Origin of the sequence: Fusibacter bizertensis, from assembly GCF_029914245.1 — a bacterium.
Taxonomy (GTDB): Bacteria; Bacillota; Clostridia; order Peptostreptococcales; family Acidaminobacteraceae; genus Fusibacter_C; species Fusibacter_C bizertensis.
The window spans coordinates 1-13,156 of sequence record NZ_JARYZI010000020.1 but is presented as its reverse complement, the minus strand read 5'-3'; the positions used below and the strand labels follow the sequence as shown (position 1 = coordinate 13,156).

The following is a 13,156-nucleotide window of genomic DNA, read 5'->3' as shown; positions in this document are numbered from 1 at the left end:
ACTTGTTTTGTAAACAGAAATAAGAGTAGATGGTATAGAGATGAGGAATGGGGGGAAGACCTGGCTTTTATAGCTGGGTCTTTTCATTATACATAATAATTGGTAAACTATATGGGATGGAGAGGAGGTAGTTATGCTAGAGTATAATTTCAACGAAATTGCCAATGATGTCATTAATTTTGCTTTTACAGAAGCAAGAGATTTAGGTCATCGTTTTATAGGGACGGAGCATATACTGCTGGGCTTATCCTTAATTAAAGGGACTAAAGTTAGTGAAACTTTCATGTATTATAGAGTAACGCCGAAAGATATTAGACTTGAACTCATCAAATTGATAGGTGAGACGCCAGTGTTTGATGGTATTGTGGATTATACATTGAGGGCTAAGGAATGCCTTGAAAGAAGCCATTCGTATGCACTTAGATCTAATAATGGAGAGATTTTACCAGAACATATTTTTATGAGTATCATTGCAGATAAACAGTCAATTGGTTATAAGGTATTATCTAAATTAAGTCTAGACCTTTCTAAAATAGCAAATGATTATAATACGCATATTGAAGATACATCAAATTTGATCAAAGCAAATAAAACTAAGGCATTTGATATAAAAGTCCTAGATTTTGATGAGGACTATGAAGCTTTAGATAAGGGCATCTTAAAATTAATTGGAACTGACCTTACGGAGCTCGTTAAAGACCAACCGGATGAGATAACGATAGGACGCACGCGTGAGATAGACCGTCTTATTCAGATTTTAACACGCAAATCTAAAAACAACCCTTGTTTAATAGGTGAGCCAGGTGTTGGGAAAACTCAAATTGTAAAAGGATTAGCTAGAAGGATTGCCAGTGGAGATGTGCCCCATGATTTGAGAGATGTTAAAATATATGAAATTAATGTTGGCGCACTTGTCTCGGGTACAATGTACCGTGGGCAATTTGAAGAAAGGATGAATGAGCTCATAAAAGTATTGACTTCTAGTAACAACATTGTTGCCTTTTTTGATGAAATTCATACGCTGGTTGGTGTAGGAGCTACTGGCGATAAAGCAATGGATGCATTTTCAATGCTTAAACCACTTTTAACAACAGGTCAAATTAGAATTATCGGTGCAACAACTTACTCAGATTTTCAAAAGTATATTGAAACTGATCATGCTATAGCAAGAAGACTTATGCTTGTTAACGTAGAGGAACCAACTGTTGAAGAGACGATTGACATTTTAAAGCGCATCAAAGGGTATTATGAAGTACATCACCATGTTGTCATTACAGATCAAGCGGTAATAAGTGCAATTGAACTATCGGAACGGTATATTAGAGATCGAAAATTGCCAGATAAAGCAATAGACATTATTGATGAGGCGTGTTCTAGAAAAAGAAGTGATAATCTAAAAACAATGGAAATCGTTGAGGAGATTAAATATAGATTATCACAACTTAAATCTGAAAAAGAAACTTATATTTTGGAACTTAATTTTGAAGAAGCTTCCAAGATTCAAAAAGAGGAAAAAAGAATACTTGAACATATAGAACGTAATCAGCTTGCAAAAAATATCATGCATACCTCTGTTTTAGTAGTAGATGAAAGCGATATAGAAATAGTAGTATCAGATTGGGCTCGAGTTCCTGTCCATAAGCTGTCGTCACATGATAAAGAACGACTTAAAAACCTAGAGGTACTGCTTTCAGAGCGTGTTATTGGACAAGACGATGCGATTGCATATGTATCAAAAGCGCTAAAGCGTTTTAGAGTTGGAATAAAAGAAAATGCTAAACCGCTTGGGAGCTTTCTCTTTGTTGGACCTACTGGTGTAGGGAAGACGGAACTTGCTAAGACGATTGCAGATCTCTATTTTGGAAGTGATAAGAACCTAATTAAACTTGATATGACTGAGTATATGGAAAGGCATTCGATCGCAAAACTTATCGGATCACCCCCCGGCTATGAAGGCACTAAAGAAGGTGGAATTCTCACAAATGCTGTATCACAGATGCCTTTTTCTGTAATTGTTTTTGATGAAGTTGAAAAAGCACATCCGGAAATTACCAATATTTTACTGCAAATTATGGATGAAGGCACTTTGAAAGATGGTCGCGGTAGAACGCATGATTTTAGAAATACGCTTGTGATTTTGACTTCAAATCTAGGCACTGATGATATACTAGCAAAACAAGTTGGATTTGTAAAAAGTGATGCAATAATAGAGCGAGAATCAAGACTAAGAGAAGCTTGTAAAAAACATTTCAAACCAGAATTTATCAATAGAATTGATGAAATTATTGTGTTCAATAATTTAGATATTAGTGCCATTACGGTTATTGTGACTCACCAATTAGAAGAACTACGTCTGATGTTAAACAATCGCGGAATAAACCTTATTTATTTGACTGATGTTGCTGAAACTATTGCAAAACAGAGCTATTCAGAAACATATGGTGCTAGACCTATAAAAAGAGCAATTGACAAGTTGATAAAAGATCCGCTTGCTGAGTTGATGATAGATGATGAGATGCTTGAAAATGTAGAAGTATTCGTAGTAGATGACGCCATAAAGTTGAGAGGGGTGTAGTATGTCAAAAACCAAAACTAAGTATGTTTGTCAAGCATGTGGTGCTGTTTCTCCAAAATGGCTTGGAAAATGCATAGAGTGTGGCGCTTGGAATACTTTTGTTGAAGAAATAGAGGTGAAAAATGAGAAGACGCAATCTCTTAACATTGGAGGAGATTCTAAACCTCAAAAGATTAAAGATGTTGCCTTTGATAAAGAAGAACGCTATTCTACAAAAATGAATGAATTAGATATTGTGCTTGGTGGAGGACTTGTAAAAGGGTCTTTAATCCTTGTTGGTGGAGATCCAGGAATAGGAAAATCAACTTTGTTGCTTCAAGTTGCAAGTAATCTCTCAGCTCAAGGAAGACTGGTTCTATATGTATCTGGTGAAGAGTCTGTTAAGCAAACAAAACTCAGAGCGCAGAGGTTGTCAGTAGATAGTGATTCGCTTTATATCGTATCAGAAAACAATATGGAACGGATTAAATTTCATGTTGAACAATTAAAACCCGAAGTTCTTATAGTGGATTCAATTCAAACGGTTTATAATACGGAAGTTGTTTCTGCACCTGGTAGTGTAAGTCAAGTGCGAGAAGCAACTAATCAGTTTATGAATATTGCAAAAAAATACGGTGTTTGTACGTTCCTAGTTGGTCATGTCACAAAGCAAGGTGCAATTGCAGGGCCTAAAATTCTGGAGCATATGGTTGATACCGTATTGTATTTTGAAGGTGAGGGACATAATTTATTTAGAATTTTACGTGCTGTTAAAAACAGATTTGGGTCAACCAATGAAATTGGTGTTTTTGAAATGACTGGAACTGGACTTAAAGAAGTAGACAATCCGTCTAAGATATTTTTGTCAGGATCACAGATCAATATGCCAGGATCAATTGTTGTACCAGCACTTGAAGGAACAAGAACTGTCTTAGTAGAAATGCAGTGTCTTGTTTCGCATACTAACTACAACATTCCAAAGCGCATGGCTATCGGGATTGATTACAACAAACTTGTTTTACTTACAGCGGTTTTAGAAAAAAAAGTAGGTATGTCTCTTTATGAACAAGATATTTATCTTAATATAGTGGGTGGTGTAAGTATTGACGAACCATCAGCAGATCTTGCTATTGTGATGGCGATTGCATCAAGTCATAGAGATGTAGTTGTCCCGAATGACATGATTATATTTGGTGAGGTAGGCTTAACGGGAGAGATTAGGCCAGTTAACCAAGTCCAACAAAGAATCAACGAGGCGGCTAAGATGGGCTTTAAAAAGGCCATTATCCCCCATGATAATCTTGAAGGGTTAGTTAGGCCGGCGGAGTTTACTGTGATTGGGCTCAAACACATAGAAGAAATGCTAAAATACTTCTTATAAAAAAAGGACCGTTCAATGAACGGTCCTTAGTTTTAATATAAACTGTATCTGCCAAGTGTGCTGATGTTTTTATATTCTTTGAGAATAACATCGTAAAGATTGATGTCAAGTGTATTACATAGTGCAGCAATATAAAATTCTAGCTTTCCAAGTTCATCTTCGATTTTTTCTCTGCATGCAGGACAAGGTTTTCCTTGAAGGTGCTCAGATTTAAACTCTTTTAGCGCCTCATAAGATAAGTCCTCAGGGATATCAACTTTTGCAACATTAAGTTCGACACAACCGCAATTGGTTATGGACTTAACTACGGCACGATTGGTTTTTGATGCGGCATCTCCCATTTTACTAAGTATATCTAATAGGTTTGCGTGGCGAATCAAGACCTCGTCTACCTTGTTTTGAAACTCATCATAAATGACATCTTTCATATAGCCTCCTAAATAAGTTGTGCTACCATGTAATTTTATAAAATCATTCTACCATAAAAGGCGGTAAACTAAAAGTTTTTAAGAAATATTTACGACTTATAAAATATTGTTGACATTAGAATAGTCTGATAGTAAAATATAAGATTGTTGAATTTTATTGAAAAATAGTGTATAATTAATATAAAATAGGCTGCATGGAGGTCGTTAATGTTTAAAGTAGGAGATAAAATTGTATACCCTATGCACGGTGCAGGGGTCATTGAGGCCATTGAGTTCAAGGAGTTAATGGGTGCTGATAAAGAGTTTTATATCTTGAAACTACCAATCAAGAATATGAAAGTCATGATTCCAACGGCTAATGCTGAAAATTTAGGCGTACGCCGTGTAGTTGACAAGGGCATTTTTAACGATGTAATGGACATATTAGCTCAAAATAAAGAAGTTATGCCAGATAATTGGAACAGAAGATACAGAGCTAACTTAGAAAAAGTAAAAACTGGTGATATCTTCGAAGTGGCAACTGTGGTAAGAAATTTAGAAATTTTAGATCGGGAAAAAGGATTATCTACAGGCGAACGCAAGATGTTGAACAACTCAAAACAAATTTTGATCAGTGAGCTTACATTGTCAAAAGATCTTAAAGAAGAAGATGTCGTTTCGTTGGTGAATTCAACTATTGGAAGCCACTAATGTTGGGGTTTATCTTTAACCTTCACTGTGTTACAATCAAATAGTGCAGTGATATGCACAAATAATCTAGAGCATCCTCGGGATGCTCAATTTTATGTGGAAGGAGGTTGGAGATGATCGAAAAACTCATCAAGTACATAATCACCTTTATTGGCCTTAGTACTGGTGTTGCTTTAGGACTTCGATTGGTAGATCCTCTTTTTGAATATCATATATTCAATTTGCAAAGAGTTGTATATCTAATCGTTACGCCCCTATTTTTAGGACTTTTAGGAGCAGCAGTTTCATACTTTGCTTCAAAGATTTTAATACGATTTGGGAAAAAAATGGCTCAGGTAGTTCAAGTTGAGCTTGAAAAAATCCCACAGCAAGATTTTTTATTTGGACTTATAGGATTAATTTTTGGACTTATTATTGCATTTTTAATTAGTGGTTTATACGAGATCATTCCTATCCCAATGGTTGCAAGCGCATTAAAAATATTAACTTTTATTTTTTTTGGATATCTTGGAATTTCGCTTGCCCAAAAGAATGTCAAAGATCAACCTAAGTTATCTGATTGGGCTAAAAAAATAACGCCAACCAAAAATTCAAAAGCAAACCCATCAAGTACACAAGCAAAACCCAAAATATTAGACACAAGTGTTATCATTGACGGTCGAATTGCAGATATTTGCAAGACTGGTTTTATCGAAGGTGAGATAATTATACCTGAATTTGTACTTAGTGAACTCAGACATATAGCTGATTCTTCTGATGCTCTTAAACGTAATAGAGGCAGACGTGGATTAGATATTCTAAAGATTATTCAGCGTGATTTGCCAATTGTTGTTCGTATTGTGGATCAAGATTTTGAAGATGTTTCTGAAGTTGATGTGAAGTTGATAAAACTTGCCCAAAAAATGAATGGTAGCATCGTAACGAATGATTATAACTTAAATAAAGTTGCGTCGCTACAAGATATTATGATTTTGAATATCAACGAGCTTGCCAATGCGGTGAAACCTGTTGTTTTACCAGGTGAAGAAATGTTGGTTCAGATTATTAAAGAAGGTAAGGAGTCAAATCAAGGTGTTTCTTATCTAGACGATGGAACGATGATTGTTGTCGAAGATGGACGAAAATTTATGAATGAAAATATCCAAGTCATTGTTACAAGTGTACTTCAAACAGCAGCAGGCAAGATGATATTTGCGAAATCTAAGCCACTGTAAATTACAAATTATTACATTCAAAGGGTCTCGGTACGATTCAGTCGCACCAAGGCCTTTTTTTTGATATAATAAATGACGAAGTCATGATAAAGTGGAGCTTAATATGTATTTAGATAAAAAAGTCACAATTCTATTACCAACTGCGGGAGCTGGTACTAGAATGGGTGGAAACGTTAGAAAACAGTATCTATTATTACGAGAAAAAGAGATATTGAGGTGGACTTTAGAACATCTGAATAAAATATCATATTGGGATGAACTTTTCGTTATTGTTCCATCAGAAGACGTAGTGGACGTTAAAGAAAAAATTAGCGAGTGGTTATTTGATACTACTAGAAAGATTATGGTAATTCCTGGCGGTGAAACGCGACAACAATCAGTCTTAAATGGATTAAAAGCATCTGGCAATGATACTGAATATGTGATTGTACACGATGGTGTCAGACCTTTTATCCCCATTGTGAAAACTGAAACTGCTTTGAAAAAATTAATTGAGACGCCTGTACTTTATGGCATTATTGCCGGTGTTAAAGTTACTGATACACTAAAAAGTGTAAATTTAGCAGAAGTAATTGAATCTACTGTTGATCGTGAGAAAATTTGGGCGGTGCAGACACCACAAATTTTCAGATACAAAGAACTTGTCGATGCACATTATAGTGCTACCCAGCAAAATATTGCAGTGACAGATGATGCTGCTTTATTAGAAACTATGGGAAATTCAGTAGGAATATTTGAGAGTGATCGAAGTAATATCAAAATCACTGAGCCATATGATCTTATCTTGGCTGATGTTTTGATAGATCGGTATATGAAAAGTTTAGAGGTATTGAGATGAGAGTAGGGATTGGATACGATGTGCATCAGTTGGTGGAAGAACGTCTATTGATTTTAGGTGGCGTTGAAATACCACACTATTTTGGATTGTTAGGGCACTCTGATGCTGATGTGCTCACGCATGCGGTTATGGATGCAATACTTGGCGCGCTGGGTGAGGGAGATATAGGAAAGCACTTTCCGGATACTTCTGAGCTTTATAAAGATGTATCAAGTCTCATTTTGCTAGAAAAAGTTTATGACACAATGAAGCAAAGGGGATATAAAATTGGTAATATTGATTGTACGATCGTTGCGCAAAAGCCTAAATTAGCCCCCTATCTTGGTCAAATGAAACAAAATTTTAGTGATATTCTAAAATGCGATCAAAGTCAAATTAATATTAAGGCGACAACAACAGAAAGGCTTGGATTTGAAGGTCTTGAACAAGGAATTTCAAGTCAGGCTATTGTATTGCTGTTACATGAATAAATGGAGGATGAGATGAGCGAAAATTATAAGTTTAATCAAAATCAAAAGTGTGAGTATTTTCCGTGTCATAAAGGCGTAGAACAGGAGAAGTTTAATTGCCTATTCTGCTATTGTCCACTTTATCTGCTTAAAGATGAATGCGGTGGTGATTTTAAAATTAACCATGGTATTAAAGATTGTAGTGGTTGCACGAAACCTCATGATGAAAATAGCTATGAGTATATCATGGGACATATGAAGGTAGTCATTGAAAGAGGTTCAGATTTTTAGTATAATAGGGCGAATACAGGAGGTATTAAATGAAACCGAGATTGAGATTTGCACCAAGTCCTACGGGCTATGTGCACATAGGTGGTTTGAGAACTGCTTTATATAACTTTTTATATGCTAAGCAACAAGAGGGTACATACCTTTTAAGGATAGAAGATACGGATCAAACTAGATTAGTTGAAGATGCGATTGAAGGTATTATTAAATCTTTGACATGGGCTGGTGTTACACATGATGAAGGCCCTATGTTAAATGAGATAAATGATGGTATTGTAGAAAAAGGTGATTTTGGTCCTTATATTCAATCAAATAGACTAGAAATATATAAAAAACATGCACTGGAGTTAGTGGAAAGTGGTCATGCATATTATTGTTTTTGCTCAAAAGAAAGATTGGAATCAGTAAGAGAAAAACAAAAGTCAGAAGGTGCAACGCCTAAATATGATGGACATTGTAAAACGCTTACAACTGACGAAATCAATGCTAAGTTACAAGCTGGTGAAGATCATGTAATTAGACTTAAGTTACCAGTGGATAGAGTTATAGAGTTTAATGATGCTATAAAAGGGCATGTTTCAGTTAATACCAATGATTTGGATGATCAAGTACTCATGAAAACTGATGGTTTTCCAACTTACCATATGGCAGTTGTTGTTGATGATCATTACATGGGAATTACACATGTCGTACGAGGTGATGAGTGGCTAATCTCGACGCCAAAACATGTGTATACTTATGAAGCTTTTGGTTGGGATGCACCCGAGTTCGTACATTTGCCAGTGATCCTTAGTCATACAAAGAAAAAACTAAGTAAACGAGAAGGCTCGGTAGCTGTAGAAGATTTTAGACAAAAAGGTTATTTGCCAGAAGCACTGATTAACTATATTGCTCTAGTGGGTTGGTCGCCAGAAGATGGACAGGAAATAATGTCTATGGCTGATATGATTGAAAAATTCTCTTTTGAACGTGTTTCTAAATCAAGTGGTGTTTTTGATTTAGACAAATTAAATTGGATGAATAATCATTATATTAAAAGTGCTGATTTAGATGTGTTGACAGGACTTTGTAAACCCTATTTGATAGAAAGTGGGTTTGCAACTGAAGATAATTTTGATGAAAAATATACTGAATTAAAAAGAATCGTAGAAGTTCTTAGAGAAAGATTTGACAAACTTGAAGATGTTAAGTCTTATTATACTTTCTTTACAAGGCATGATGTTGAACTTGAAGATGATGAAGCACGTGAAATAATAGCCTTAGACCACGTACCTGAAATTATGAATCTGTTTATTGAGAAGATGATGCGAGTTGAAAAACTAGATGCGGATGCAGTAAAGGCGATTCTGAAAGAGATTCAAAAAGAAACTGGATATAAAGGAAAAAACCTTTTCATGCCAGCGAGAGTTGCAATTACAGGTCAAGTACATGGACCAGATATTGCAATTGTAACAGAAATTTTAGGTAAAGAATTGACAAAAGAAAGAATCGAGTTTTGTTTAGCAAATCATTGTAACTAATGTTAAAACTCGGAGGGTCAAGTGATACCTTCCGGGTTTTAACTGTAATTAGATGAAGTGCAAGATTCTTTAAGAAAGCGAGAGCAAATTATGGACAGATTTTTAGAGCAAATGGGGCTGAATTCTTTGGAAGAACCAACTGTTCGAATGATGAACCCTTTAAAGCTAGCATATCTAGGTGATGCCTTATTTGAAGTTTATATCAGAAATTATTTGATTAACGAAGTTGTTTTGACACCTCATGAGATGTCTAAGAAGGCAATCAAATATGTAAAAGCTTCATCGCAGGCAAAGTTGGTTATGGGAATTAAAGAGGCGTTAACAGATGAAGAATGGTCCTTGGTGAAAAGAGGGCGGAATCAAAAATCTGCAACAGTCCCTAAAAATGCATTATTAAGTGATTACAAATATGCTACTGGATTTGAAGCGCTGATAGGTTATCTATATCTATTAGGAAGAGAAGAGCGTCTTATTGAAATTGTAACCATGGGAATTCATTTTCTCGAAAATCCGATAGAAAAAATCACAATTGAAAGTGAGAAAAATAACGATGCAAATCAAAAAGAAAATTAGTGTTAAGGATCTCGTTTTAATCATAATAACAGTGATATTATTATTGTCATTGATTATTAAGTCGGTAGCTTTTGATGCCTATGAATTTGAAAATGAAGCAGATAAGCAACTTGCGCAAGAATATATTGATTCAGAGTTTAATGATAAAGTATATGAATGGGGATTACTTACAGTACGTGTAGTAGATGTCGATGTGAAAGAATCAGCAACACGTTATCATCTTCGAAAGTACGTACTGGGATTATTGCCATTTGGAGATGAATATACCGATTGAATTCACAAATAAAAGAAAAAGTGAGAAGGAGAAGAAGAATGACTATAAATTTAATTGCTTATACACCTGACCCAGAAAAAGTTGTAGCAGCAGCTGCAAAATTATGCTATTCTCAATCAGGCGCAGATGATATTATGTCTAATTTAGAGGAGCAACAAACAACAGCTTTTCTGGGAAAATTAATGGATTTTGGTCATTATTCTCCACTTGAACATGTGAGTTTTACTTTTGCAATAGAAGGTGTTAGCCGTGTGCTTACGCATCAATTGGTTAGGCATAGAATTGCATCTTATTCACAACAATCACAGCGCTATGTAAAGCTAGATCAGTTTGAATACATCGTTCCACCTGCAATTGAAAGTTCGCCAAAAGCTAAAGCAATCTTTGTTAAAGCGATGGAAGATGATCAAGAAGTCTATTCTAAACTCGTAGATTTACTTGAAGCAGAGTATAATATCAAGAATCTTGAAGCGGGTATGTCAGCTAAGAAGGCAAAAGCCTCTGCAGAAAAGTCAGCAATTGAAGATGCTCGATTTGTTTTTCCAAATGCGTGTGAAACTAAAATTGTAATGACCATGAATGCAAGGAGCCTTATTAATTTTTTTAACCACAGATGCTGTACTCGTGCACAGTGGGAAATAAGAGCGCTTGCTGATGAACTTTTGAAAACAGTCAAGGCAGTTGCACCAACCTTGTTCGAAGGTGCAGGCCCCAAATGCATCACAGGACCATGTCCGGAAGGTAAAATGACTTGTGGTAAAATCGAGGCGGTACGCCAAAAGTATACTGAACTTTAAGAAACTAGAGGTATTTAATATGGAAGATATAATATATGGAAGAAATCCTATTTTGGAAGCAGTAAACGCTGGTCATGAAATAAACAAGCTGCTTGTATTAGAAGGATCCAAAGATAAAAATTTACAAAAGGTCATTAATGCTGCTCGTGAAAAACAGATATTGATTCAATTTGTCGAACGTAAACTGATGGATAAAATTAGTGAAGGTGAAAATCACCAAGGTGTAATTGCGTATGTTTCACCATACCATTATTATGAAGTAGAAGAATTGCTTCAATTTGCTAAAGATAAAAACGAAGATCCCTTGTTGATTATTTGTGACGAAATTACTGATCCGCATAACCTGGGGAGTATTATTAGAACAGCTAATGCGGTAGGTGCGCACGGCGTTATAATTCCTAAGAGGAGAAGTGCGGCAATTAACCAAACGGTTGTTAAAACCTCTTGTGGTGCTGTTGAGTATGTACCTGTTGCTAGAGTAACTAACATTACACAGACGATCAAGCAATTAAAAACATTAGGTGTATGGGTTATTGGTACAGATATGGATGCGCCACTTTATTATGATGCTAATTTAACAGGTAGTGTAGCGCTTGTTATAGGTAACGAAGGGGACGGTATCAGTAGATTAGTAAAAGAAAGTTGTGATCTGATGGTATCTTTGCCTATGATGGGTCAAGTCAGCTCATTAAATGCTGCTGTTGCAGGCAGTATAGTGATGTACGAAGTGATTAGACAACGTAATATTAAGAAGTGAATTTTCATGCGAAATATTTGAAATTGATTTGGAAAAAAATAAGGATTTTTTTCTTTTGAAATTCTCATGAATCAAGACTTGATGGCTACTTGACGTGCTGAATGTGTATAATATATAATGTTTCTATGAATTGGCAAAAAATAGTACTCTTTTCACGCTAAATAGGAGGACACCAAGGATGGAGTTAGTTGATACGCTGCACGAGGACCATCTTGAAGAAGAGTTTATCGTTGAACAGGCGCGAAAAGGAGATCCAAAGGCTCAAGAATTACTGATAAAAAAGTATAAGAATTTTGTCAGGTCTAAAGCGCGGTCTTATTTCTTAATTGGTGCTGATCGAGAAGATATCGTTCAAGAAGGCATGATCGGTCTTTTCAAAGCTATGCGAGACTATCAGCCAGATAAAGTTTCATCTTTTAAATCGTTTGCAGAACTTTGCATTAAACGTCAGATTATTACTGCTATTAAAACAGCCACGAGGCAAAAACATATTCCTTTGAATTCCTATGTCTCACTTAATAAACCTGTGTTTGATGATGAATCTGATCGTACACTTTACGATGTCATGTCAAATAATAGTAAAGAGTTAAATCCAGAACATTTGGTGATTAGGCGTGAAGAGTTGAGTCGAATAGAAGAAAAAATGGGTGAAGTCTTAAGCGATTTAGAGTGGAAAGTTTTGAATGCATATCTTGAAGGAAAATCATATCAAGAAATTTCTTTAGAAATGAATAAACATGTAAAATCTGTTGACAATGCACTACAGCGCGTAAAGAAAAAATTGGAAAAATATTTAGTGAACAGCAATTAGCAATTGGGGTTATTAACAGTGCAGAAAAAGCATTTGTTAACGTAATACATCATTTATTATTCAAGGGAGGAAATTAACAATGGCAAAGCAAAAGTTTGAAAGAAACAAACCACATTGTAATATTGGAACAATCGGTCACGTTGACCACGGTAAAACAACATTAACAGCAGCAATCACAAAGGTATTATTTGAAAAATACGCTTTAGGTCAAAAAGTAGATTTCGATAACATCGATAAAGCACCAGAAGAAAGAGAAAGAGGTATCACTATCTCTACAGCTCACGTTGAGTATGAAACACCTGCAAGACACTACGCTCACGTTGACTGTCCAGGCCATGCTGACTACGTAAAAAACATGATCACAGGAGCTGCACAAATGGATGGTTCGATCTTAGTTGTATCTGCAGCTGATGGTCCAATGCCACAAACAAGAGAGCATATCCTTCTTTCAAGACAAGTAGGCGTTCCATATATCGTAGTATTCTTAAACAAATGCGACATGGTAGATGATGACGAGTTATTAGAACTTGTTGAAATGGAAGTAAGAGATCTTCTTTCTCAATATGATTTCCCAGGCGATGA

The 13,156-nt window shown here is 35.6% G+C and carries 15 protein-coding genes; 14 read left to right on the top strand and 1 reads right to left on the bottom strand.

Annotated features, from left to right (window positions below):
* Window positions 1-133: 133 nt before the first annotated feature.
* Both QE109_RS17225 and radA read left to right on the top strand, forming a co-directional pair.
* Window positions 134-2,575, top strand: coding sequence for an ATP-dependent Clp protease ATP-binding subunit (locus QE109_RS17225; protein WP_281095789.1), 2,442 nt, complete (start codon window positions 134-136; stop codon window positions 2,573-2,575).
* 1 nt (window position 2,576) lies between these two features.
* Window positions 2,577-3,935 carry a DNA repair protein RadA gene (gene radA / locus QE109_RS17220; protein ID WP_281095788.1) on the top strand — a complete coding sequence of 453 codons (1,359 nt, stop codon included), beginning with the start codon at window positions 2,577-2,579 and terminating at the stop codon, window positions 3,933-3,935.
* 32 nt (window positions 3,936-3,967) lie between these two features.
* On the opposite strand, the gene QE109_RS17215 is transcribed toward radA, so the two are convergent.
* Window positions 3,968-4,363: a nucleoside triphosphate pyrophosphohydrolase family protein gene (locus QE109_RS17215; protein WP_281095787.1), complete on the bottom strand. Its 396-nt coding sequence runs from the start codon at window positions 4,361-4,363 to the stop codon at window positions 3,968-3,970.
* Window positions 4,364-4,570: 207 nt separating this feature from the next.
* Here QE109_RS17215 and QE109_RS17210 point away from each other — a divergent pair, with 207 nt between their 5' ends.
* From QE109_RS17210 to QE109_RS17155, 12 genes are all read left to right on the top strand, one after another.
* Window positions 4,571-5,053, top strand: a complete 483-nt coding sequence (locus QE109_RS17210; RefSeq protein ID WP_281095786.1) for a CarD family transcriptional regulator — start codon at window positions 4,571-4,573, stop codon at window positions 5,051-5,053.
* Between the two features lie 113 nt (window positions 5,054-5,166).
* Complete coding sequence (locus QE109_RS17205) at window positions 5,167-6,267, top strand: PIN/TRAM domain-containing protein (protein WP_281095785.1); 1,101 nt, start codon at window positions 5,167-5,169, stop codon at window positions 6,265-6,267.
* Between the two features lie 103 nt (window positions 6,268-6,370).
* On the top strand, window positions 6,371-7,105 hold the full coding sequence (ispD, locus tag QE109_RS17200) for a 2-C-methyl-D-erythritol 4-phosphate cytidylyltransferase (RefSeq protein ID WP_281095784.1): 735 nt from the start codon (window positions 6,371-6,373) through the stop codon (window positions 7,103-7,105).
* Window positions 7,102-7,575 carry a 2-C-methyl-D-erythritol 2,4-cyclodiphosphate synthase gene (ispF, locus tag QE109_RS17195; RefSeq protein WP_281095783.1) on the top strand — a complete coding sequence of 158 codons (474 nt, stop codon included), beginning with the start codon at window positions 7,102-7,104 and terminating at the stop codon, window positions 7,573-7,575. The genes ispD and ispF overlap by 4 nt, the downstream gene beginning before the upstream one ends.
* 12 nt (window positions 7,576-7,587) lie before the next feature.
* The gene (locus tag QE109_RS17190; RefSeq protein ID WP_281095782.1) at window positions 7,588-7,845 is read left to right on the top strand and encodes a cysteine-rich small domain-containing protein; all 258 of its coding nucleotides are present in this window, start codon (window positions 7,588-7,590) and stop codon (window positions 7,843-7,845) included.
* Window positions 7,846-7,874: 29 nt separating this feature from the next.
* The gene (gene gltX, locus QE109_RS17185) at window positions 7,875-9,362 is read left to right on the top strand and encodes a glutamate--tRNA ligase (RefSeq protein ID WP_281095781.1); all 1,488 of its coding nucleotides are present in this window, start codon (window positions 7,875-7,877) and stop codon (window positions 9,360-9,362) included.
* 90 nt (window positions 9,363-9,452) lie between these two features.
* Window positions 9,453-9,935 (top strand): Mini-ribonuclease 3, encoded by a 483-nt coding sequence (locus tag QE109_RS17180; protein WP_281095780.1) that lies wholly within the window; start codon window positions 9,453-9,455, stop codon window positions 9,933-9,935.
* Window positions 9,913-10,209 (top strand): hypothetical protein, encoded by a 297-nt coding sequence (locus QE109_RS17175; RefSeq protein WP_281095779.1) that lies wholly within the window; start codon window positions 9,913-9,915, stop codon window positions 10,207-10,209. The genes QE109_RS17180 and QE109_RS17175 overlap by 23 nt, the downstream gene beginning before the upstream one ends.
* Window positions 10,210-10,247: 38 nt before the next feature.
* Window positions 10,248-11,006, top strand: coding sequence for an FAD-dependent thymidylate synthase (gene thyX, locus QE109_RS17170; RefSeq protein WP_281095778.1), 759 nt, complete (start codon window positions 10,248-10,250; stop codon window positions 11,004-11,006).
* A gap of 19 nt (window positions 11,007-11,025) precedes the next feature.
* Window positions 11,026-11,763, top strand: coding sequence for a 23S rRNA (guanosine(2251)-2'-O)-methyltransferase RlmB (gene rlmB / locus QE109_RS17165; protein WP_281095777.1), 738 nt, complete (start codon window positions 11,026-11,028; stop codon window positions 11,761-11,763).
* A gap of 178 nt (window positions 11,764-11,941) precedes the next feature.
* Window positions 11,942-12,574: an RNA polymerase sporulation sigma factor SigH gene (gene sigH, locus QE109_RS17160; protein WP_281095776.1), complete on the top strand. Its 633-nt coding sequence runs from the start codon at window positions 11,942-11,944 to the stop codon at window positions 12,572-12,574.
* Between the two features lie 79 nt (window positions 12,575-12,653).
* Window positions 12,654-13,156, top strand: a 503-nt coding sequence (locus QE109_RS17155) for a GTP-binding protein (RefSeq protein WP_281095775.1), incomplete at its 3' end; no start/stop codon positions are given.

What these genes read in the sequence shown, in the direction of transcription:
- radA (WP_281095788.1), top strand. Translation starts at nt 2,577, where the DNA reads ATGTCAAAAACCAAAACTAAGTATGTTTGTCAAGCATGTGGTGCTGTT.
- QE109_RS17225 (WP_281095789.1), top strand. Translation starts at nt 134, where the DNA reads ATGCTAGAGTATAATTTCAACGAAATTGCCAATGATGTCATTAATTTT.
- ispD (WP_281095784.1), top strand. Translation starts at nt 6,371, where the DNA reads ATGTATTTAGATAAAAAAGTCACAATTCTATTACCAACTGCGGGAGCT.
- QE109_RS17175 (WP_281095779.1), top strand. Translation starts at nt 9,913, where the DNA reads ATGCAAATCAAAAAGAAAATTAGTGTTAAGGATCTCGTTTTAATCATA.
- QE109_RS17210 (WP_281095786.1), top strand. Translation starts at nt 4,571, where the DNA reads ATGTTTAAAGTAGGAGATAAAATTGTATACCCTATGCACGGTGCAGGG.
- ispF (WP_281095783.1), top strand. Translation starts at nt 7,102, where the DNA reads ATGAGAGTAGGGATTGGATACGATGTGCATCAGTTGGTGGAAGAACGT.
- gltX (WP_281095781.1), top strand. Translation starts at nt 7,875, where the DNA reads ATGAAACCGAGATTGAGATTTGCACCAAGTCCTACGGGCTATGTGCAC.
- thyX (WP_281095778.1), top strand. Translation starts at nt 10,248, where the DNA reads ATGACTATAAATTTAATTGCTTATACACCTGACCCAGAAAAAGTTGTA.
- QE109_RS17205 (WP_281095785.1), top strand. Translation starts at nt 5,167, where the DNA reads ATGATCGAAAAACTCATCAAGTACATAATCACCTTTATTGGCCTTAGT.
- QE109_RS17190 (WP_281095782.1), top strand. Translation starts at nt 7,588, where the DNA reads ATGAGCGAAAATTATAAGTTTAATCAAAATCAAAAGTGTGAGTATTTT.
- QE109_RS17215 (WP_281095787.1), bottom strand. Translation starts at nt 4,363, where the DNA reads ATGAAAGATGTCATTTATGATGAGTTTCAAAACAAGGTAGACGAGGTC.
- rlmB (WP_281095777.1), top strand. Translation starts at nt 11,026, where the DNA reads ATGGAAGATATAATATATGGAAGAAATCCTATTTTGGAAGCAGTAAAC.
- sigH (WP_281095776.1), top strand. Translation starts at nt 11,942, where the DNA reads ATGGAGTTAGTTGATACGCTGCACGAGGACCATCTTGAAGAAGAGTTT.
- QE109_RS17180 (WP_281095780.1), top strand. Translation starts at nt 9,453, where the DNA reads ATGGACAGATTTTTAGAGCAAATGGGGCTGAATTCTTTGGAAGAACCA.